The organism is Mucilaginibacter sp. P5_A6 (genome assembly GCF_056400585.1).
This window is the reverse complement of sequence record NZ_JBFUKZ010000008.1, coordinates 1-20,975: the sequence shown is the minus strand read 5'-3', so window position 1 is coordinate 20,975 and position 20,975 is coordinate 1. Positions and strand designations below refer to the sequence as shown.

Sequence of the window (20,975 nt, the reverse complement as noted above, 5' to 3'; positions counted from 1 at the left end):
ATTCCGGATTCCTTTTTGGAAGCCGCGGTGCTTATATTTGCATTACCGATGCCAAACCAACCCATACAGCTCATCCGTAAAATTATCCATATTGATATGGATGCCTTCTACGCGTCTGTTGAGCAGCGGGATTTTCCGGAATACCGGGGCAAACCTTTGGTGGTTGGTGGCTTGCCGCAGGGCCGTGGCGGTGTTGTTGCAACAGCCAGTTATGAGGCACGTAAGTTTGGCATTCGCTCGGCTATGTCATCAAAAAGGGCCTTGCAGCTGTGCCCGCATGCCTTGTTTGTAAGGCCGCGCTTTGCGGCTTACAAGGAAGTATCGCAGCACATCAGGGAAATCTTCAGCCGATATACCGACCTGATAGAACCGCTTTCTTTAGATGAGGCTTACCTTGATGTAACCAACGATAAACTCAACATAGGCTCGGCCATTGACATTGCCAGGCAGATAAAACAAGCCATTAAAGACGAGCTGAACCTCACGGCATCCGCAGGGGTATCTATCAATAAATTTGTAGCCAAAATAGCATCGGATATCAACAAGCCTGATGGCCTGAAGTTTATCGGGCCATCAAATATTGAGGCCTTTATGGAGGCTTTGCCGGTTGAGAAGTTTTTTGGTGTAGGGAAGGTAACTGCACAAAAAATGAAGCAAATGGGCCTGCACACCGGCGCCGATCTCAAGAAACTCAGCGAGGAGGAAATGACCAGGCACTTTGGTAAGCCCGGCCGGTTTTACTACCAGATAGTGCGTGGCATAGATAACCGCGAAGTGCAGCCCCATCGCGAAACCAAATCATTAGGTGCCGAGGACACCTTTGCATATGACCTTACAACCTTGCCCGAAATGGAAATTGAGCTGGATAAAATAGCCCAAACCGTTCACAACCGCCTGGTTCAATATGAGCTGAAAGGCCGGACCCTTACCCTCAAAGTAAAATATAGCGATTTCAGGCAGATCACCCGCAACCAATCGTTCGCCACTGCTTTTAACGACCTGGACACCATCAGCCAAACGGCCAAACAACTCATAGCAGCCACCAACCCCGAGGACAGCCGCATCAGGCTATTGGGCATCTCATTATCCAACTTTGGTGATATTGTACCTAAACATAAAGAGGAAAAAGAAGCCGGTCCGGGAGATCAGCTAACTTTGAAGTTATAGGAGGGATAAACTTATAGTAAGGTCCCGGCTGGTCTTATCTGCCGATTCTAATCTCGTGGCTCTATAAGCCTACCAGCTCCATCACCTTCAAAATAGCATCTACATACTCGCGGTCGTTTGCTAAACGCGGTACTTTGTTCTGGCCGCCCAGTTTGCCTTTTTCCTTCATCCAGTTAAAAAAGGTGCCTTCGGGGGCAAGGCGTACTATCGGCCGGCGCAGGGCCAGGTCTTTAAAACGCTTGGCGTCATAGTCGGAATTGATGCGGCGCAAGGTTTCATCCAGCAGGTCAACAAAGCGTTCAAACTCGGCAGGTTTCTTTTCAAACTCAATAATCCATTCGTGGGCACCGCAGTCGTTGCCGTTAAAGTATACCGGGGCAGCTGTGTATTCGCGAATGATAGCGCCGGTTTGACGGCACGCTTCTTCCAGTGCCTGCTCGGCATTGTCAATAATAACTTCTTCGCCAAAGGCATTAATATAATGTTTGGTTCTGCCGGTAACCCGGATCCGGAAAGGCGCCAGCGATGAAAATTTAATGGTATCGCCAATCATGTACCTCCAGAGGCCCGCATTGGTGCTGATGATGAGCGCGTAATTTTTATCCAGCTCCACTTCATCAAGCGTAAGCGTTTGAGGGTTTTCATCATGCAGGTTCTCCAACGGTAAAAACTCGTAAAAGATACCATAGTCAAGCATCAGCAACATATCGCCGGGCTCTTTGGTATCCTGGATGCCGAAGAAACCTTCGGATGCGTTGTAGTTTTCCAGGTAATACATATCATCGCTGGGGATCAGCTTTTTAAACTGCTCGCGATAGGGCGTAAAATTAACTGCCCCGTGAAAATACATTTCCAGGTTGGGCCAAACCTCCAGCAGGTTCTTTTTGCCGGTGATCTCCAGTACGCGTTTAAACAATACCAGGTTCCAGGTAGGCACGCCGCTGATGCTGGTTACATTCACATCTTTAGTGGCAATGGCCATCTTTTCAATCTTCTCTTCAAAATTTTCCAGTAAGGCTATATCCAGTTCGGGTGTTCGGTGAAATTCGGCCCAAAGGGGCAGGTTTTTCATGATCACCGCAGAGAGGTCGCCAAAAGAAGTATCGGCACTTAGCGGGCTCACCTGGTGACTGCCACCCAGGGTGAGGATTTTACCCGTAAACATGCGGGCATTTGGCTGATTATTAAAATAGATGGTAAGCAGGTCTTTGCCGCCTTTAAAGTGGCATTCTTCCAGCGCCTCCTCACTTACGGGGATAAACTTGCTCCTGTCGCTGGTGGTACCCGATGATTTGGCAAACCATCGGATCTCTGACGGCCAGAGTACGTTTTTTTCGCCTTTGAGCATCCGCTCGATGTAGGGCTTAAGCGTATCGTAAGTTTGGATAGGCACCCGCTCTTTAAACTGGGTAAGGTTATCAATACTTTTATAATGATACCTGCGGCCCCATTCCGTGCTTTCGGCCATCGATATCAGCTGCTCAAACCATTCCTCCTGTACTTCATTAGGATATTTCATAAAAAGCTCTATCTGGTGGATACGCTTCTTCATAAACCATGTAAATACGGAGTTGAAAATTGTCATATAAGCTTATTGAGGAAATACTTTTCTTTTTAAAACAAAGTTTGCACCCAGGTATACCTTACGCACCATTTCGTTCTCAGCCAATATCTCGGGCACACCCGATTCCAGGATCTTACCTTCAAAAAGGAGGTAAGCGCGGTCTGTAATTGATAGGGTTTCCTGTACGTTGTGATCGGTAATGAGGATACCAATATTGCGGTGCCTCAGTTTTGCAACCATTGCCTGGATCTCTTCTACCGCAATTGGGTCAACCCCCGCAAAGGGCTCATCCAGCAAAATAAAGTTAGGCTCGGCAGCAAGGGCGCGGGCAATTTCGGTACGGCGGCGTTCACCTCCGGATAGCAGGTCGCCGCGGTTTTTACGTACTTTATGCAGGCTGAACTCATCTATCAGTTCCTCCAGTTTGTCACGTTGCCTGTCTTTAGGCATGGTACCCATTTCCAGTACAGCTTTTATATTGTCCTCTACAGAAAGCTTGCGGAAAACGGAAGCCTCCTGCGCCAGGTAACCAATGCCCTTTTGCGCACGGCGATACATGGCATCGCCGGTAATATTTTTATTATCCAGGAAAATATCACCCTCATTGGGCTTTATTAAACCCACAATCATATAAAATGAGGTAGTTTTCCCCGCGCCGTTCGGCCCCAGCAAACCAACTATCTCACCCTGCGCCACTTCGAAGGATACGTCGTTAACAACGGTGCGCTGTTTGTATTTCTTTACTAAATTTTCTGCTCTTAGTATCATGTTGCAAATTCAAAAGTCAAAATTCAAAAGCCAAAACCAATGCGCGGCTTAGCTTTTCAATCAGACCATTATGGTGAATCAAAAGCCGTCCTGTTTTTGACTTTTGATTTTTTTTTTTGACTTAAAATCTTATGCCTTTTATGTTCAATTGTATCGTCCGTCTCTCACGCCAAACGTTTTCTTCAATGCTGTAGCAAATATCAAACGGAACGCCGTTTTTTAACAGGGGCAGGTATTCGCCGTGGTTAAAGGCAATACAGTCAAACGCTGCCGAGCCTTCCTGCATTACGGCCATTTTTATATGCGCCGAACCTACCAGCCCCGCATTACCGCTAACATACACATTTTTACTTATGAAAATAGGCGCCATATTCTCGGGCCCGAAAGGTGCAAATTGGTTCAATATCCTGAAAAATTTCGGTTCTATCTGGCTTAAACGTAATTCGGCGTCAATTTGTATCTGCTGAATTAATTGTTCGGGCAATATGGTGGCGCTTACCACTTGTTCAAACCTGTCCTTAAACGCTTCCACGTTTTCGGGATGCATGGTTAGGCCTGCTGCATACTTATGGCCCCCAAACTGGATCAGCAGATCTTTGCACCCGCAAAGAGCCTCATAAAGATCATACCCCAGAACAGAACGTGCCGAACCCGCCACGTGGCCGTTTGATTGCGTAAGCACAATGGTTGGACGATAATATTTTTCGGTAAGGCGTGATGCAACAATGCCAATAACGCCCTTATGCCAGTCCTTATTAAATACCACGGTTGATTTTTTGCCTATCAGGATCTCGTCATTATCTATTATACCCAGGGCTTCATCGGTGATGCTTAGGTCATGCCCCTTCCGCTCGGTATTGCGGGTGTTGATCATAAGGCCTTTTGCTTTCGCCACGTTTTCGTCGCAGGCTATCAACAGTTCAACCGCATGCTTGGCGTCATCAATACGCCCGGCCGCGTTAATGCGTGGACCTATCAGGAACACCACATCAGATATGGTTAAGTTACCTGTGCTTCTGCCGGCTATCTCAACTAATGTTTTTACACCGATGCAAGGACCGGTATTTATTTTTTGCAGGCCGAAATACGCCAGCACCCGGTTTTCGCCGGTGATATGTACAATATCGCAGGATATGCTGATGCAAACCAGGTCGAGATAAATGGTTACCTCTTCAAAGGCAATATCGTTTTTTTCGGCATAAGCCTGTATCAGTTTAAACCCAATTCCGCAACCTGATAGTTCTTTGTACGGATATTCGCAATCGGAACGTTTGGGATCAAGTACAGCGGCAGCGGCAGGCAGTTCGGCACCTGGAAGGTGGTGATCGCAAATAATAAAATCAACACCAAAAGTATGGGCATAAGCAATTTTATCCACTGATTTAATTCCGCAATCCAGCGCAATGATGAGGGTAAAGCCATTTTTGGCTGCATAATCTATTCCCTCGGTTGATATGCCATAACCCTCTTTATACCGGTCGGGAATATAATATTCCAGGTTTGTGTACCGCTTGCTAAAAAAACCATAAACAGTAGCTACTGCTGTAGTGCCGTCAACATCATAGTCGCCGTATACTAATATCTTTTCGCCGGCGGCCATTGCAGTTTCAATGCGTTCAATGGCTTTCTCCATATCCTTCATCAGGAATGGATCATGCAGGTGGCGCTGATCGGGCCTGAAAAAGTAACGGGCTTCCTCGTAATTGCTTATCCCCCTGTTAACCAGTAAGGTACTTAAAACGGTATCAATGTTAAGTTCGGCGGCTAATTTGCTTACCAATACTTCATCAGCATTATCCCTTACCGCCCAACGTTTATTCATATCTTTGTGCCTTTTAAAACAGTAAATATACTTATTGACTTTTTAAACAGACAAAGTTACATTCAAAATCTGACACATCGTTGCTATGGAAATTTTCGCGTTAGGAGAGGGCTCATATTCAGTTGATTCAACTAAAAAATTTATCCCCTTTAACCCCGAGACTGATAATTTCAGGGACCGACCGGGTTCATTGTTCATCCATGTAAACCCTTTCCTGATAAAAACCGGCCATGATCTCATCGTATTAGATACCGGACTTGGCTTTAAAGATACCCGCGATGAGCTCATTCTGCATCAAAACATCCGCAATGCGGGTTTCGACCCTGATGATGTTACTTTGGTACTGATGTCGCACCTGCATTATGATCATTCTGGCGGTTTGGTAGTCGAGCGTAATGGCAAACTGGAACCCAGCTTTCCGCAGGCCAGGCATGTGATACAAAAAGGGGAGTGGGAGTTTGGGATAACGGGGAAGTCCTCGTCCTATCATAAAGAGATCTTTGAAGCTTTGCAAGGTGCTAACATTACTTTGGTAGAAGGTAGCGGCGATTTGGCACCCGGAATAAGATATGAACTATCCGGCGGACATTGTCCCTTTCACCAGGTTTTTTGGATAGATATAGAGGGTACTAAGGTGCTTTTTGGTGGCGATGAACTACCGGAACCCGAGCAACTGATAAGGAAGTTTATAGCAAAATATGATATGGACGGGCGCAAAGCAATGCAGCTGCGTGAAGGCTATGGGAAATTAGCATCGGAAGAAGGATGGACATGCCTGTTTTATCATGCCAAATCATTTGCCATTGGCAATGTAAGCAGTGATGATGGCGGCGAACATTTTAAAGTTACGCCTGCTTAATCCTGGGATTGAACCTCAAAAAGTTCCTTGATCTTTTCTACGTTGAGCGGTTTACTGATAAAATCTTTAACCAATGGGTATGAGCGTGCTTTATTGATATCGTTACTAAATACAGATGATGATATGATAAAGATTTTGCTTTTGCCTAATGGATCGAGGTTTAAGCGTTTGTATTCGTCCAAAAATTCCCATCCGTTCATGATAGGCATGTTAATATCAAGTAATATATAATCGGGCAATTTACCTGGGTCTTTGCTCTGGATCTCTGATAGTTGTTCAATAGCAAATTTACCGTTCAGGCAGGCCATAATTTCGGTATTTAATAAGGCCTTTTTTATTAATTTAATGGAGATGAAGTTATTGATCTCATCATCATCAACCAATAATACACTAACGGATTTTGTGTTAATTGTCATACTTCGTTTAAAATCGATATGCTTTATACGGAACAATAAATTAAAAGGTTATACCCCTAAAAGTTGTATTTTAATAATTGTTTCATACGCAGGGTGATAAATTTTCGGCTAAGAACGTCTTAATTTTTCAATATTCTTAATCTGATCAATAGATTTTTCGGGTATAAAGCATCATATTTTAACTGAATAATTTCTCATTTGGTATTTGCGATCAATAAAAATCACATTTTATTGATAACTATTTTAAAATGCAAATTTCATACGTGCAGATGGCGGTTTTTAGGCTTCTTAAAAGTAATTCCAAAGCCATAAAACCAAAGCCATAATCATTGCAGGCAACTCTATGCTTATTTTTGTGTTGATATATAATATGGATACAAAGAAAATTCGCTTAAGTGTGCTCGATCAGTCGCCGGTTAGAAAAGGCGCCACCGCCGAGCTCGCTGTAAAAGAGACTATACAACTGGCAAAACTTGCCGATGAATTAGGATATACCCGTTATTGGGTATCCGAACACCATAACACCGGGAGTTTAGCCGGCTCAACTCCCGAAGTATTGATAGCCCACCTGGCGGGGCAAACCCAAAAGATGCGGATTGGCTCTGGCGGTATCATGATGCCTAATCATAGTACTTTAAAGGTTGCCGAAAACTTCAGGATGCTGGAAGCCTTGTTTCCGGGCCGTATTGATCTGGGGATGGGGCGCGCACCGGGTACCGATCGTATTACAGCATCGGTATTAAATCCATCTAACCAGTTTAAGGAACAGGATTTTGTGGAGCAGCTGGTCGATTTAAATAACTATTTCCATGATACTTATGAGCCCGGTACCATACAGGCTAAAATAAGGGCTATACCGCAGGTTAAAACCGTACCTGCTCAATGGTTGCTAAGCTCCAGCGGGCAAAGCGGTTTATTTGCAGCGCATTTTGGCATGGGCTTTTCCTTTGCCCATTTCATAAACCCCAATGGCGGACCGCAGAATGTTAAATTATACAGGGAGCGTTTTCAACCATCTGATGACCTTGCGCAGCCGGTGGTAAATGTAGCCATATTTGTTTTTTGCTCCGAAGATGAGGAAAAAATTAAGCAACACCAGGCCGTAATGGATCACCGTTTCCTGCAGTTTGAAAAAGGCGGTCCGATTTTGCCTTTAAGTTACGATGACGTAAAGGACGAAGTATATTCTGCACATGACCAGGAGCGTATCCGCTATAACCGCTACCGGGTAATTACCGGTACACCATCCGAAATAAAATTGAAACTAACCTGGCTGGCAGATGATTATGGTATTGATGAAATTATGGCGGTAACTATCACCGAAAATTTTGACGACAGGCTGCAATCCTACAGATTACTTGCCCGCCAATTTGAATTACAGCAATCATAACAAAAAATTATTTCATAGAAAAAAGGCTGTTATTTAAATAGATTCAGCCTTTCTTCATGTAAAATTCACGTCAAACATATTGCACAAAAACTTTTTATCGGTTTTAATCGTATCTTTGGAAAGATTATAAATAACAATTCATTTTCTAATTATTCTAATTCAGTGGTAATAATAATATTCTTCATAGCGCACTGGTTCCTGTCGCTATTTTTCCAAACGTTCTTTTTACACAGGTATGCATCTCACAAAATGTTCACTACCAATAAGTTTTTTGAGGGAACATTTTACCTGTTAACTTTTATTTGCCAGGGCTCATCATTTTTAAATCCGCGTGCTTATGCTATTATGCACCGCGAGCATCATGCTTATAGTGACACCGAAAAAGATCCACATTCTCCGCATTTTTTTAAGGATGTTTTCCAAATGATGGTTTACACTGCTAAAAGTTACCGCATGCACGAGAGAAAGCTAATAGAGCCCGAAGCGCGTTTTAAAGGAAATATTCCGGAGTGGCGCACTATTGATTATATTGGTTCATCAATGGTATCGCGCATTGCTTTTGGTATATTATACATTGCTTTTTACGTTGTTTTTGCTACCCAATGGTGGATGTATCTATTGATTCCTATCCACTTTTTAATGGGGCCTATCCATGGCGCTATTGTTAACTGGTGTGGTCATAAATATGGTTATGCCAACTTTGATAACGGCGATAAATCAAAAAATACAACCCCATTTGATTTTTTAATGCTTGGCGAATTGTTCCAGAACAATCACCACAAACGCCCCAACCGTGCAAATTTCGGCGCAAAATGGTTCGAGATCGACCCGGTTTATCCCGTTATGAAAATGATGCACTGGATGCATATAATCAGGTTAAGGAAAGCATATTTGTAAGTAGCTGAAGGCAGAAAGCTAAAAGCAGAAAGCAAAATACAAACTATATAAGGCGATGGAGTTATCATGATTCCATCGCTTTTTGTTTTGAAAGCTTTCTGCTTTGAGCCTTTGGCTTTCAGCTTTTCCCCCTATATTTGCCGCTCATAAAATTCACAACATGAGTGTTTCTTTATTAGCTCAAAATTTACACGGGTCCGAGATCATCAAGATTGCCGGCGAGATAAACGAATTAAAACGACAAGGCCAGAATATCGCTAATTTAACCATTGGTGATTTCGACTCCAACATTTATCCTATACCTGCCGATTTAAAGGCCGGCATTGTAGATGCCTATAACCATAACCAAACTAACTATCCACCTGCCGATGGGATGTTAAACCTGCGCGAAAGCGTTTCGGTGTTTTTGAGCAGCAGGATGGGGCTCAACTATAAGGCTAACGAAATATTGATTTCGGGTGGCTCACGCCCGCTTATTTATTCAACCTTTCTGGCATTAGTTGATCCGGGCGATAAAGTGGTTTTTCCGGCACCTTCATGGAACAATAATCATTACAGCGATCTTACCTGTGCCGAAGCAATAATTATTGAAACCAGGCCCGAAAATAATTTTATGCCTACGGCGGATGAAATTCGTCCGCATTTAAAAGGCGCAACCTTACTTGCCCTTTGCTCACCGCTGAACCCAACCGGCACCATGTTCAATAAAAAGGACCTGGAAGAAATTTGCGACCTCGTGATTGCCGAAAACAAAACCCGGGCAGCTGGCGAAAAACCATTGTATTTGCTGTACGATCAGATCTATTCGCAATTAACTTTTGGCGATTTTAAACACTATGATCCGGTTACCCTTCGCCCGGAACTTAGAGACTATACTGTGTTTATTGACGGTGCATCCAAATGTTTTGCCTCCACTGGTGTACGCGTGGGTTGGGGTTTTGGCCCGGCAAACATTATTGATAACATGAAAGCCATAGTAGGCCACATGGGTGCATGGTCGCCAAAGGCCGAGCAGGTCGCCATGGCTCACTTTATAAAGAATGCAGCGGCTGTTGATACTTATTTAGATGATTTAAAAGAAAAGATCCAGGCAAGCCTGAATACACTGCACGAAGGTTTCCAGGCACTTAAAGCCGAAGGTTTTAATGTTGATTCTATTATCCCGATGGGGGCCATTTATCTTACGCTTAAAATAGATTATACAGGCAAAACCACACCCGACGGAACGGTTTTGAACGATTCTGCAGACATAAATTTCTACCTTATCAAAGAAGCCAAAGTAGCTTTAGTGCCTTTTTCAGCATTCGGTACCGATCATTCGGTTAACTGGTTCCGTGCATCGGTAGGTGCAATCACGCTGGAAGATATTCAGCAAATGATACCAAGGATTAAAGAAGCGTTGGGGAAATTGAAGTAGATAGCCATCAATTATGATGTCATTGTGGTAAAATCCGTGGACTCTGAAGGGGGAATGACGTTACTAAAGGGCTGTCATGCTGAGCCTGTCGAAGCATAGCGGGCAAAGGCCCCTCCGCACGAGTCTTCGACAGGCTCAGACTGACAGGCCTTTACACCTTGAAAGCCTAATACGTCATGGGTAGCGCAGCGCGGCAATCGCGAACTGTGCGGGTCCACTCTGTATAGTATGTCATTGCGAGGAACTCGTATTATTAAGTATTTTCTACCCCAATATCTCCTTAATATCATCCACAGAAAGCGACTTGATAAAGCTCTCCTCGGTTGTAATAAGTGCACGGCTTAGGCTTAGCTTGCGTTGTTGCAAAGCCAATATCTTTTCCTCAACAGAATCTTTGGTGATAAATTTATAGATGAAAACGTTTTTGGTTTGGCCTATGCGATGTGTACGGTCAATAGCCTGTTGTTCCACTGCCGGGTTCCACCATGGGTCGAGGATGAAAACGTAATCAGCCTCGGTAAGGTTAAGACCTACGCCGCCGGCTTTTATCGAGATCAGGAATACTCTCGTTTTTACATCTTCCTGGAACTGTTTTACTACATCGCCGCGGTTTTGGGTACTGCCATCCAAATAAACATAGGGTACGCCTTCCATATCAAAATGTTCGCGGTAAATGGCAAGCTGTTTTACAAATTGAGAGAAAATAAGCACCTTATGTCCGCCATCCAGCACGTTGGCCAGGGTATGCACCACATCCTCAAATTTGCCGCTGTCACCCTCGTAATCCTTATCAATCATGATAGGGTGATTGGCTATCTGTCTTAGTTTAATCAAACCCTGTAAAACCTGTATCTGGGTTTTGGCAAATGTGCCATCCTCCAGGCTTTTCAATAATTCGTTGCGATACTCTGATTTCACTTTTTCATAAACCGATGCCTGTTCTTCGCTCATCTGGCAATAAAAAAGGTTCTCGGTTTTTGGCGGCAACTCGGTGGCTACCTGCTCTTTGGTACGGCGTAAAACAAATGGTTTTATCAGGGCCTGCAGTTTGCGGGCTTTATCTTCATCCTTTTTCTTTTCTATAGGCGAAACAAACTCGTTCTGGAAAAACTGTTGATTCCCCAGCAGCCCGGGATTAATGAACGACATCTGTGTCCACAGGTCATTCACCGAGTTTTCTACCGGTGTACCGCTCAATATCAGTTTAAAGCGCGATTTAAGTTGTTTAACCGCCTGGAACGATTTTGAAGATGGGTTTTTGATGTTCTGGCTTTCATCCAGTATCACATAATCAAAAAAGTAGCCCTTAAACATATCGATGTCTATCCGGCTGATGCCATAGGTAGTAATCACCACATCATAATTGGCAAATACATCTGCAGACCGGTAACGCAGCGTACCGGTATGTACCATGAGCCTTAACTGCGGGGCAAACTTTTTTGCCTCGTTAAGCCAGTTATAAATAAGCGACGTGGGCATGATCACCAGGGAGGTGCTTTTGCTGCCTTCGGCCTCTGTAAATTCCTTATGCTTTTGCAGCAGGGCAAGGGTTTGTATGGTTTTACCCAAACCCATATCATCGGCAAGGCAGCCGCCAAAATGGTATTGCTTTAAAAAGTGGAACCAATTGTAACCGGCTTTTTGATATGGCCTTAGGTGGCCTTCAAAGTTCAGGGGCATATCTACCTCTTCCAGTTCTTCAAAGTTGCTTAGTTTTTGCAGCTTGCGGGTCATGGCAACGTTGGCCATTTCACCTTCGGCAAGATCGGTTACAAGGCCTATATGGTGGCGGCGTAGTTTCAGGTCATTACCCCCCTCGGTAAAGTGCAAAAGGTTGCCATATTGCGAAAACCATTTTTCGGGTATCACCGCTATCTCGCCGGATGGCAGTATGAATTCCTTTTTATGGTTAAGGATATGATTTTTAAGCTGCATAAACGGGATACGATACGGGCCGAACCATACAATGGCATGGATGTCAAACCAGTCGTTATTTTCTTTTACTTCAAGGTCAATCTTGCTGTTGCCAAAAACATAGCGCTTTTGACCTTCGGGCTGCTCAATTTCAAACCCTTGTTCAATCAATTGATCATGATACTGATTAAGCCATTCAAACACCGAGAAGGAATGATCGGCATCCTCATCGTGCTTATTATCAACTTCCAGGTTTTGGAACAGGGTTGATACTGTTTTAAGTCCCAGTTGCTCTAACTGGAGCATCTTCCCTTTTTCCCAGGTGGTAGAACGTTTAATGCGATGGAACAGGTAATCATCCCCATTTTTTTCCATTCTTACGGATATGGTTCTGCCATCGCCATAAGGGAAAATATAGCCCGCGTATTTAAAGTACAGTTGTAATTGCGAGGTGCCGCCCTCCACATAAATAGGCTTTAGCACCGGCAGGGCATCATACTTTTCGGTGTTGATGGTAAATCCCTCGGCATAAACATTATGTTTTTCTATCAGTGGGGCAACAAATTTTTCAAAGTATGATTGTTCAGATGACCTGGGAATGGCAATGAAACGCTTATTAAGAAAGGGAACCAGTTTTTTACCTTCTATCTCCTTATCAAAATAATACAGTGTATCATCCAGCAGCATCCAGGCCGGATGGTTGCAAATGATCTCGGCATTTTTAAACATGAACTCAATGCGCAGGCCCTGGTATTTGATGGTAGGGAAATACCTGATCTCCTCCTCATTACGCCTGAAATGGAACAGCACCGAAGCAGGCTCGGTAGCTATCTGCAGCTTTCGCTCGCCAGGGTAGCCTTCCTTGCTCATCTGGTACACCTGTTTATTGCATAGCAGGTTCAGGGCTTCGGCCATGCGTTTCTCCAGTTTAGGGCGAATGGTATCAAATAGTTGCTCAGTAAATATTTTTGAGAAGAACTCGAACGGACGAATGGGCTTTTTGTAAAACTTTTTGATCACGTTGCCCTGTTCCATCTCCTCCAATATCTTAATAAGCTTCAGGTCGACCTCATCAATACAATGGATAAATTCTTTAGCTGTATTGGAAAATAAACGCTGGTGGGTTAATGAAAATTCGCCGTTTGGGTTAAGCTGAACGATGTGGGGCTCAATAACATAGCCGAGGAAATCATGCCGTGCAATGGCATAAATTATCTGGCATGGTTTGGTACTGTCGACTCGTAGCATTAACTTCTGATAAAAAATTTAGAGAAGTTACATCAACAAAAAATTCAAACGTAATGAGAATTTGCTGTAATTGAAAATATTTTGTGTTTTTTATTATGGATTAAAGGAAGGGAGTTGATTAATGAAGGATGATAACGCATCAGTAGTTACTAACAACCTCCCATATCTTTATCGCTTCAACGGCCTCCTTTACATCGTGCACCCTTAAAATATTGGCTCCCTTGCTTAAGGCAATGGTATTTAAAACCGAAGTGCCGTTCAGGGCTTCGGCGGCGGTACCGCCCAGCAGGCCATATATCATTTTCTTGCGGGAAATACCGGCTAATAGCGGCAGACCTAAAATATCGAATTCCTGCAAACGGCGTATCAGCGTATAATTATGCTCCTGTTTTTTAGCAAAGCCAAAGCCGGGATCAATGATCACATCATGAACCCCCAGTTGCTTTAATTGCTGATATTTAGAAACAAAATAACCAAGCACTTCATCAAAAACATCATCATAATGCGCCATTTGGGTCATGTTTTGCGGAGTTCCTTTCATGTGCATTAAAATAAAGGGTACCTGCAAACGGGCTACGGTATTAAACATGTCGGCATCTAACGCACCGCCCGATATATCATTAATTATATGAGCTCCCGCTTTAATAGCTGCCTCTGCAACCTTCGCGCGAAAGGTATCTATAGATAAAACGGCATCGGGAAAAGTTTTTGCAATTACCTCAACAACAGGTAGCAGGCGGTCGGTTTCTTCGGGAGCAGAAATGTCATCTGCGCCCGGGCGCGACGAGTATGCACCAAGGTCTAAAAAGGCGGCGCCATCTGTCAGCATTTTTTCTGCCTGTTGCAGCGCCTCATCAACATGGGGTTTGCGACTGCCGGCATAAAACGAGTCGGGTGTAATGTTAATAATGCCCATCACTTTTGGGGTGGATAGATCAATTAGTTTGCCCCCGGCATTTAGGGTAACTTTTTTACGAAAAAATGTATCTTTAACCACTTTGTTTGGTGTAATGTTAAAAGGTTGAAATGTTTTAATGTTGTAAAGTTACTTAACTTTGCAGCTGGTGCATTGCTTCGTAAATTAAACATTTCAACTTTACATCGTTTCAACATTACAACAGCTAAATTGAACACATCAGCAGAATACGACTCCGTAATAAACAATTGTAAGGGACTTTTTATGAAGAAGACCCGCGACTATGGCACCGCCTGGCGCATCCTTCGTCCGCAATCTATTACCGACCAGATTTTTATTAAAGCACAACGCATCCGCACACTCGAAGAAAAAAAGATCTCGAAAGTTGGAGAAGATATTACCGGCGAATACATAGGCATTGTTAACTATTGTGTTATAGCCATGATGCAGCTTGATAGTACAGCCGATACCCCAACGGAATTGGCTGTTGAACATGTGGAGCGATTATTTGACGAAAAAGTACTGGAAACAAAAGAACTGATGTTTGCCAAAAACCATGATTATGGCGAAGCCTGGCGCGATATGCGCATCAGTTCCTTAACCGATCTGATACTTATGAAGCTGCTGCGTGTAAAACAAATTGAAGATAATAAAGGCCTTACCGAAGCATCAGAAGGTGTAAAGGCCAATTACCAGGACATGCTGAACTATGCAGTATTTGCACTCATAAAATTGGGATTATAACATGAAGAATGGCCTTATTTGGTTTTGCAGGATAGCAGTAGGCTTACTGTTTATATTTTCGGGCCTCATAAAAGCGAACGACCCATTGGGTTTCTCCTACAAGCTGGAAGAATATTTTGAGGTTTTCCATATCATGTTCCTCAACAACCTCGCGCTCACCATTGCTATTTTGCTTTGCGCATTAGAAATGCTGCTTGGTTTTGCCCTGCTTATTGGCGCACGCGCGGTAAAAGTTGCCTGGGGATTGCTGCTGCTCATCATCTTTTTTGGCTTTTTAACCTTTTATTCGGCATTTTTTAAGGTGGTGCAAACCTGTGGCTGTTTTGGCGATGCTATCCCGCTTACGCCATGGCAATCCTTTAGTAAGGATATGGTTTTGCTGATATTGGTGGCTGTGCTTTTTGTAAACCGGACTAAAATAAAACCTTTATTTAGTGCTAATGCCGGTGATAAATGGCTCATAGGCGCAGCGATTGTTTCGGTAGGTTTTGGGTTGTATACTTACAATTTTTTGCCGATAGTTGATTTTTTACCTTATAAAATCGGCGCTAATATCCCGGCGGAAATGGATACGCCGCCAAATGCGCCGAAGGATGTGTTTGTACTTACCTATCACCTTAAAAATAAAAAAACCAAAGAAACTAAGGTGATGACCGATAAGGAATACCTGAGTACCAATATTTGGCAGGATGCGAATTGGGAAGTGATAGGCGATCCCGAAAATCGCCTGGTTAAAAAGGGATACGAGCCTAAAATACGGGACCTTTCTATCCAGGACGCACAGCGGAACGACTTTACCAAGGAACTGCTTGCAAGTCCGTTTTATACCATCATTATAGTAGCCTATGATTTGGATAAAACCAATGGTGAGGCAATAAACCGCTTAAACGCGCTGGCCATAAACGCGACAGAAAATTATAATATCCGTACCATTTTGTTAACATCCAATTCGGCGCAAAGTGCCCAGGCTTTTGCCAAGGCACACAAACTCATAAGTGAAATTTTTTATGCCGATGGCGTGCCGCTTAAAACCATGATCCGCTCCAATCCGGGAGTGATCTTGTTGAAGGGGGGAGTGATTGTTAATAAGTGGCATTATCACTCGGCACCTAAATATGACGACCTGGTTAAAAATTATTTTCAAAAGCAATAAATCATGATCAGCTACCTCATCCGCAAATTACTTTACGGACTGGCAGTTATGCTGGGTGTGGTGCTGGTAGTTTTCTTTTTGTTCAATATTCTGCCTGTTGATCCTGCCCGGATGACCCAGGGGCAACGTGCCGATGTGCAATCATTACAAGCAGTGCGCAAGGAGTTTGGCCTGGATAAATCAAAGCCCGTACAGTTTGCATATTATCTGAATGATCTTTCGCCGGTTGGGATCCACCTGAATACTAAGGATGAGCAGCAGCGATATCACTATGTAAAACTGTTTGGGGTAAGTAAAGCCAAAGTGGTTGCTTTGAAATGGCCTTACCTGCGCCGATCTTACCAAACGCGCAAGGATGTTACTACGCTGCTTTTAGAGGTTATCCCCAATACGCTGGTACTGGCAACTACCGCAATGATATTTGCCATTGTTATAGGTGTATTTTTAGGGGTGCTGAGTGCTGTACATAAAGATACGTGGATAGACAAGCTGGCCATAGCATTCTCTACTTTGGGGATATCAGCACCGTCATTTTTCGCAGGAATTATCATAGCGTGGATCTTTGGCTTTGAGTTGAGTAAGTATACCGGCCTTAATATGTCAGGAAGTTTGTATAGTTATGATCCTTTCAAAGGCGAAGTTATAAGCCTGAAAAATTTAATACTACCCATGGTTACTTTGGGCTTGCGTCCGCTGGCCATTATTGTGCAGCTTACACGCAATGCTATGCTCGACGTTTTGGGGCAGGACTATATTCGCACCGCTAAAGCAAAGGGCTTGAGTAATCGCGCTATTATTTACAGACATGCGTTAAAAAATGCGCTGAACCCGGTTATTACCGCTATAGCCAATTGGTTTGCGTCGCTGCTGGCGGGTTCTTTTTTTGTAGAATACATTTTTGGTTATAATGGCTTGGGTAAGGCCACAGTTGATGCCCTCGAAATGTCCGATTTCCCCGTTGTGATGGGCTCCATCCTTTTCATTGCGTTTATTTTTGTAGTGATTAGTATTTTGGTAGATATTATTTATGTTTGGATTGATCCGCGGGTAAAATTAAGCTGATATTATTATGAAATATTTTTTAGTCGGGTTTATGGGTTGTGGCAAAACCACCTGGGGCCGTAAACTGGCTGCCAAATTGGGCTACGAATTTATTGATCTTGATCATGTGCTGGAAGAGAATATCGGCATGAGCATAGCCGAGTATTTTTCGAGTTTTGGAGAGGATGCTTTCCGTAAGATGGAATCGGATATACTGAAGCAAACCGAATACCCTGAAAATGCGGTCGTATCAACTGGTGGCGGTCTGCCTTGTTTTTTTGATAATATGAGTTGGATGAATGCCAACGGCAAGACCCTCTATATTAAATTATCGCCCAAAACATTAGCCGACAGGCTGGAGGGCAGTAAAACTATCCGCCCGGTGCTTCAGGGAAAAAAGGGTAATGAATTGGTTGAGTTTATTGCCGGCAAATTGGCGGAGCGCGAAAATTTTTACCTGCAGGCTCATCATCATGTTGATGGTATTGATTTGTCGGTTGAGAAGCTGGAGGATGTGATAACCTCTTCATAAGCTATTGTTATTGTAAGCAAATAATATATGCCATGATGACGAATGAAATCATAGCGGTAAAACATCTTTTTAAGCCATTAGATGATAAGCTAATTGAGCTGCTTGAATCACTTAGTCCGGATGATTGGAACAAACAAACCGTAGCTAAAGCCTGGAAAGTAAAGGATGTAGTATCGCATTTATTAGATGGTAATATCCGCGCGTTATCCATTCAAAGGGATAAGTATTTTGGCGAACAGCCACCTGCTATCAATTCATATGCAGACCTGGTTAGCTGGCTCAATATGTTAAATGCCGATTGGATAAAAGCATCAAAAAGGATTAGTCCGGATGTTTTGATAATCCTTCACAAAGCCACCGGCCATTTATCCACCACTTATCACCAATCCTTAAATCTTAATGACCCTGCAATATTCCCTGTTGATTGGGCTGGTGAATCTGAAAGTTTAAACTGGATGCACCTTGCGCGCGAGTACACCGAAAAGTGGCACCATCAGCAACAAATCAGGGAAGCCACCAGCCGGGATGGCATCATGACCAAAGAGTTATTTTATCCATGTATTGATACTTTTTTTAGAGCATTACCCTATACTTTTAAAGATATTGACGCCCCAATCGGTACGGTGATTAAAATTACCATTAGTACCAACATTGGCGGCGACTGGTACCTGCAAAAAATGGAAGATAAATGGACTTTATTGAAAGATATGGTTTCAAATGACTTTGCAGCCACGGTTAGTATTCCGCCCGAAATGTCCTGGAAATTGTTTTCAAAAAGCATCCGCCCGGATGAGATCAGGGATAAAGTAATAATGTTGGGTGATGCCGAACTGGCCGGGCAGGTGCTTAAAATGGTATCTGTAATGGCTTAATTACACTTCATCTTTAGTAGTGCGCACCAGGCTGATGCCGGTGAAGAAAAATAGGATGGATATAATACCCACTACTACCAATGTGGTGGCCTGGCCACTGTGATTTATAACTCCAATGCCCGTATAAATTAAGCCGATAATACCAAGCACAGTAAGTATGGCTCCGAAAGTACGTTTTAGGTTCATGATAATTTTGCGCTGTTTTTATTAAGCATTTTATATAAAAACAAATAGCACACCAATAATTTACCTTATATTTATTTAATTAATAATACTGCTTATGACTGGTCAAATCATCACAATTGTTATCGTATTTATTTTATTGATCATAATTTTATCATCCTTTGTGTCTGTAAAACAGGGCACAATAGTGGTAATTACCGTATTCGGTAAGTATCGCCGGATACTTACACCGGGGTTGAATTTTAAATTGCCATTTATTGAAAATATCTATTCCAAAATATCAATACAGAATCGTTCTGTCGAACTGGAGTTCCAGGCAGTAACTTATGATCAGGCCAATGTTTATTTTAAAGCGATGCTGTTGTACTCGGTACTTGATCAGCAGGAAGAAACCATCAAGAACGTAGCCTTTAAATTTGTTGATGACCGTAACCTAATGCAGGCGCTTATTCGTACCGTTGAAGGATCTATCCGGGCCTTTGTAGCCACCAAACGCCAAAGTGAGGTGTTGATATTAAGGCGAGATATTGTGGAACATGTAAAAGAACAGTTAGATGTAATACTCGAAGGCTGGGGTTATCACCTGCAGGACTTGCAACTGAATGATATTACTTTTGATGATGTTATCATGAAATCAATGAGCCAGGTAGTTGCATCAAACAACCTGAAAGCCGCTGCCGAAAATGAAGGTCAGGCCCTGCTGATCACCAAGACAAAAGCTGCGGAGGCCGAAGGTAATGCCATCAAAATCTCGGCGCAGGCCGAACGTGAAGCCGCACAACTGCGGGGTCAGGGTATTGCTCTGTTCCGCGAGGAGGTGGCCCGCGGTATGACCGTAGCTGCTAAAGAAATGGCAGGTGCCAATATGGATACCTCGGTAATTTTATTTACCATGTGGACAGAATCTATCAAACACTTCTCTGAAAACTCAAAAGGGAATGTGATATTCCTTGATGGCTCAACCGAAGCCATGCAACGTACGTTAAAAGAAATGATGGCCTTAAACCTTTTACATGCCGACAATGTCAAAAAGTGAAAGTTTTAACCTGTATTTGAATGAAAAAAGGATTTGTGATGTTGATTGGCGTAATCGCCGTGTTTTTAGGAATTAACAAGGCAAAAGGGCAGCAGTATCAGCAATATCACCAGTTAACTGTTAATGATTTTTTAGGTTCACCGCGGGCAAATGCCAGGGGAGTGGTTGCTTATACCAATTGCACTATTAATTTCAAATACGAGGTAAGTAACCGAAACGGAAGTTATATATTGAATGCCATAGTAAATCTTGCGCTCAATAATAACCTGTCATGGCTTGATAGGGGCAGGGTGACGTCCCGGGAAATGATGGCCGAAGTTTTAAAGCATGAGCAGGGGCATTATTTGATAGCCTACCTGGAGCAGCAGGAATTGCTGCGGCAAATAGGGCAAAGCCGCTTTAGCCGTAATTACAGGTATGAGGCCATGGAACTCTTTAATCGTATTGATGCCAGGTATAAGAAGCTTAACGCTGATTATGATGAAGATACTCAACACATGACCAATCGTCAGCAGCAGAACAGCTGGGATTTGTATTTTCAAAAAAGGTTAGAATATATCCCAGAGGAATAGAAATTCCTTCTCCTGGGCATATTGTGAATCAGATGACATGCCCGTAAATAGCAATAGCTCATCTGTAGCTGTCCCTTTTCTCCCAGGTGCCCCTCTGCTATTCATACTTAATGATATTAGTCGGCGACTTTTGGATTACATATTTCAACCCAGATTTTATCTTTTTTGTCTCAATCCTTATCGTTTTATTGTAAAACTACTATAGATGCACCAGCTTTAAAAGCGATTCCTTTGTCCACCCACTGCTAAAATTCATAAATCCGGTTAAATTGTGTAAAAGCAAAAAAGGCTCCGGGTTATCCGGAGCCTTCGCAAATAATATTTTTTATTAAAAATTATTTTTGTTTGAACTGAACGCGACGGTTTAATACACGTCCTTCTTCGGTTGAGTTATCAGCAATAGGGTTGGTTTCACCAAAGCCTTTTACTTTCACTTTTTTAGCATCAACACCAGAGTTAACCCC

19 protein-coding genes are annotated in these 20,975 nt (G+C 43.1%); 12 read left to right on the top strand and 7 right to left on the bottom strand.

Features of this window, described 5'->3' with window-relative positions; all coding sequences use genetic code 11:
* Nucleotides 1-48: 48 nt before the first annotated feature.
* Nucleotides 49-1,167: a DNA polymerase IV gene (gene dinB, locus AC1DO4_RS10320; protein WP_477415467.1), complete on the top strand. Its 1,119-nt coding sequence runs from the start codon at nt 49-51 to the stop codon at nt 1,165-1,167.
* A 61-nt stretch (nt 1,168-1,228) separates the two neighbouring features.
* Here dinB and AC1DO4_RS10315 read toward each other — a convergent pair whose 3' ends face one another.
* From AC1DO4_RS10315 to recJ, 3 genes are all read right to left on the bottom strand, one after another.
* On the bottom strand, nt 1,229-2,752 hold the full coding sequence (locus AC1DO4_RS10315; protein ID WP_477415465.1) for a GH3 auxin-responsive promoter family protein: 1,524 nt from the start codon (nt 2,750-2,752) through the stop codon (nt 1,229-1,231).
* Nucleotides 2,753-2,758: 6 nt separating this feature from the next.
* Nucleotides 2,759-3,499, bottom strand: a complete 741-nt coding sequence (gene lptB / locus AC1DO4_RS10310) for an LPS export ABC transporter ATP-binding protein (RefSeq protein ID WP_477415463.1) — start codon at nt 3,497-3,499, stop codon at nt 2,759-2,761.
* A gap of 121 nt (nt 3,500-3,620) precedes the next feature.
* Nucleotides 3,621-5,321 carry a single-stranded-DNA-specific exonuclease RecJ gene (gene recJ, locus AC1DO4_RS10305; protein ID WP_477415461.1) on the bottom strand — a complete coding sequence of 567 codons (1,701 nt, stop codon included), beginning with the start codon at nt 5,319-5,321 and terminating at the stop codon, nt 3,621-3,623.
* A gap of 85 nt (nt 5,322-5,406) precedes the next feature.
* Between recJ and AC1DO4_RS10300 the strand changes: the two genes are divergently transcribed.
* A complete protein-coding gene (locus AC1DO4_RS10300) occupies nt 5,407-6,180 on the top strand; it encodes an MBL fold metallo-hydrolase (RefSeq protein ID WP_477415459.1) in 774 nt (257 codons plus the stop codon).
* Here AC1DO4_RS10300 and AC1DO4_RS10295 read toward each other — a convergent pair.
* Nucleotides 6,177-6,596, bottom strand: a complete 420-nt coding sequence (locus AC1DO4_RS10295; RefSeq protein WP_477401177.1) for a response regulator — start codon at nt 6,594-6,596, stop codon at nt 6,177-6,179. The genes AC1DO4_RS10300 and AC1DO4_RS10295 overlap by 4 nt on opposite strands.
* Nucleotides 6,597-6,966: 370 nt before the next feature.
* On the opposite strand from AC1DO4_RS10295, the gene AC1DO4_RS10290 reads away from it, so the two are divergent.
* From AC1DO4_RS10290 to AC1DO4_RS10280, 3 genes are all read left to right on the top strand, one after another.
* A complete protein-coding gene (locus AC1DO4_RS10290) occupies nt 6,967-7,986 on the top strand; it encodes an LLM class flavin-dependent oxidoreductase (RefSeq protein ID WP_477415457.1) in 1,020 nt (339 codons plus the stop codon).
* Between the two features lie 162 nt (nt 7,987-8,148).
* Complete coding sequence (locus tag AC1DO4_RS10285) at nt 8,149-8,883, top strand: acyl-CoA desaturase (protein ID WP_477401180.1); 735 nt, start codon at nt 8,149-8,151, stop codon at nt 8,881-8,883.
* A 160-nt stretch (nt 8,884-9,043) separates the two neighbouring features.
* Nucleotides 9,044-10,300 carry a pyridoxal phosphate-dependent aminotransferase gene (locus tag AC1DO4_RS10280; RefSeq protein WP_477415455.1) on the top strand — a complete coding sequence of 419 codons (1,257 nt, stop codon included), beginning with the start codon at nt 9,044-9,046 and terminating at the stop codon, nt 10,298-10,300.
* 264 nt (nt 10,301-10,564) lie between these two features.
* Here the strand turns inward: AC1DO4_RS10280 and AC1DO4_RS10275 are convergent, their stop codons facing one another.
* Complete coding sequence (locus AC1DO4_RS10275; RefSeq protein ID WP_477415452.1) at nt 10,565-13,462, bottom strand: DEAD/DEAH box helicase; 2,898 nt, start codon at nt 13,460-13,462, stop codon at nt 10,565-10,567.
* A gap of 139 nt (nt 13,463-13,601) precedes the next feature.
* Entirely contained in the window at nt 13,602-14,459 is an 858-nt protein-coding gene (folP, locus tag AC1DO4_RS10270; RefSeq protein ID WP_477415450.1) for a dihydropteroate synthase, read from the bottom strand.
* A 183-nt stretch (nt 14,460-14,642) separates the two neighbouring features.
* Here folP and AC1DO4_RS10265 point away from each other — a divergent pair, with 183 nt between their 5' ends.
* Genes AC1DO4_RS10265 through AC1DO4_RS10245 form a run of 5 tightly spaced genes read left to right on the top strand, consistent with a single transcriptional unit; the run spans nt 14,643 to nt 18,720 of the window.
* The gene (locus AC1DO4_RS10265; protein ID WP_477401185.1) at nt 14,643-15,122 is read left to right on the top strand and encodes a DUF1599 domain-containing protein; all 480 of its coding nucleotides are present in this window, start codon (nt 14,643-14,645) and stop codon (nt 15,120-15,122) included.
* A gap of 1 nt (nt 15,123) precedes the next feature.
* On the top strand, nt 15,124-16,275 hold the full coding sequence (locus tag AC1DO4_RS10260) for a BT_3928 family protein (RefSeq protein ID WP_477415448.1): 1,152 nt from the start codon (nt 15,124-15,126) through the stop codon (nt 16,273-16,275).
* 3 nt (nt 16,276-16,278) lie between these two features.
* Nucleotides 16,279-17,337: an ABC transporter permease gene (locus AC1DO4_RS10255; RefSeq protein WP_477415446.1), complete on the top strand. Its 1,059-nt coding sequence runs from the start codon at nt 16,279-16,281 to the stop codon at nt 17,335-17,337.
* 7 nt (nt 17,338-17,344) lie between these two features.
* The gene (locus AC1DO4_RS10250; RefSeq protein ID WP_477415444.1) at nt 17,345-17,848 is read left to right on the top strand and encodes a shikimate kinase; all 504 of its coding nucleotides are present in this window, start codon (nt 17,345-17,347) and stop codon (nt 17,846-17,848) included.
* A 32-nt stretch (nt 17,849-17,880) separates the two neighbouring features.
* A complete protein-coding gene (locus AC1DO4_RS10245; protein WP_477415442.1) occupies nt 17,881-18,720 on the top strand; it encodes a maleylpyruvate isomerase N-terminal domain-containing protein in 840 nt (279 codons plus the stop codon).
* Here the strand turns inward: AC1DO4_RS10245 and AC1DO4_RS10240 are convergent, their stop codons facing one another.
* Nucleotides 18,721-18,906, bottom strand: a complete 186-nt coding sequence (locus tag AC1DO4_RS10240) for a hypothetical protein (protein WP_477401190.1) — start codon at nt 18,904-18,906, stop codon at nt 18,721-18,723.
* A 94-nt stretch (nt 18,907-19,000) separates the two neighbouring features.
* Here AC1DO4_RS10240 and AC1DO4_RS10235 point away from each other — a divergent pair, with 94 nt between their 5' ends.
* Both AC1DO4_RS10235 and AC1DO4_RS10230 read left to right on the top strand, forming a co-directional pair.
* Nucleotides 19,001-19,939, top strand: coding sequence for an SPFH domain-containing protein (locus AC1DO4_RS10235; protein ID WP_477401191.1), 939 nt, complete (start codon nt 19,001-19,003; stop codon nt 19,937-19,939).
* Between the two features lie 20 nt (nt 19,940-19,959).
* Nucleotides 19,960-20,511, top strand: a complete 552-nt coding sequence (locus AC1DO4_RS10230; RefSeq protein ID WP_477415440.1) for a DUF922 domain-containing protein — start codon at nt 19,960-19,962, stop codon at nt 20,509-20,511.
* Nucleotides 20,512-20,975 lie beyond the last annotated feature (464 nt).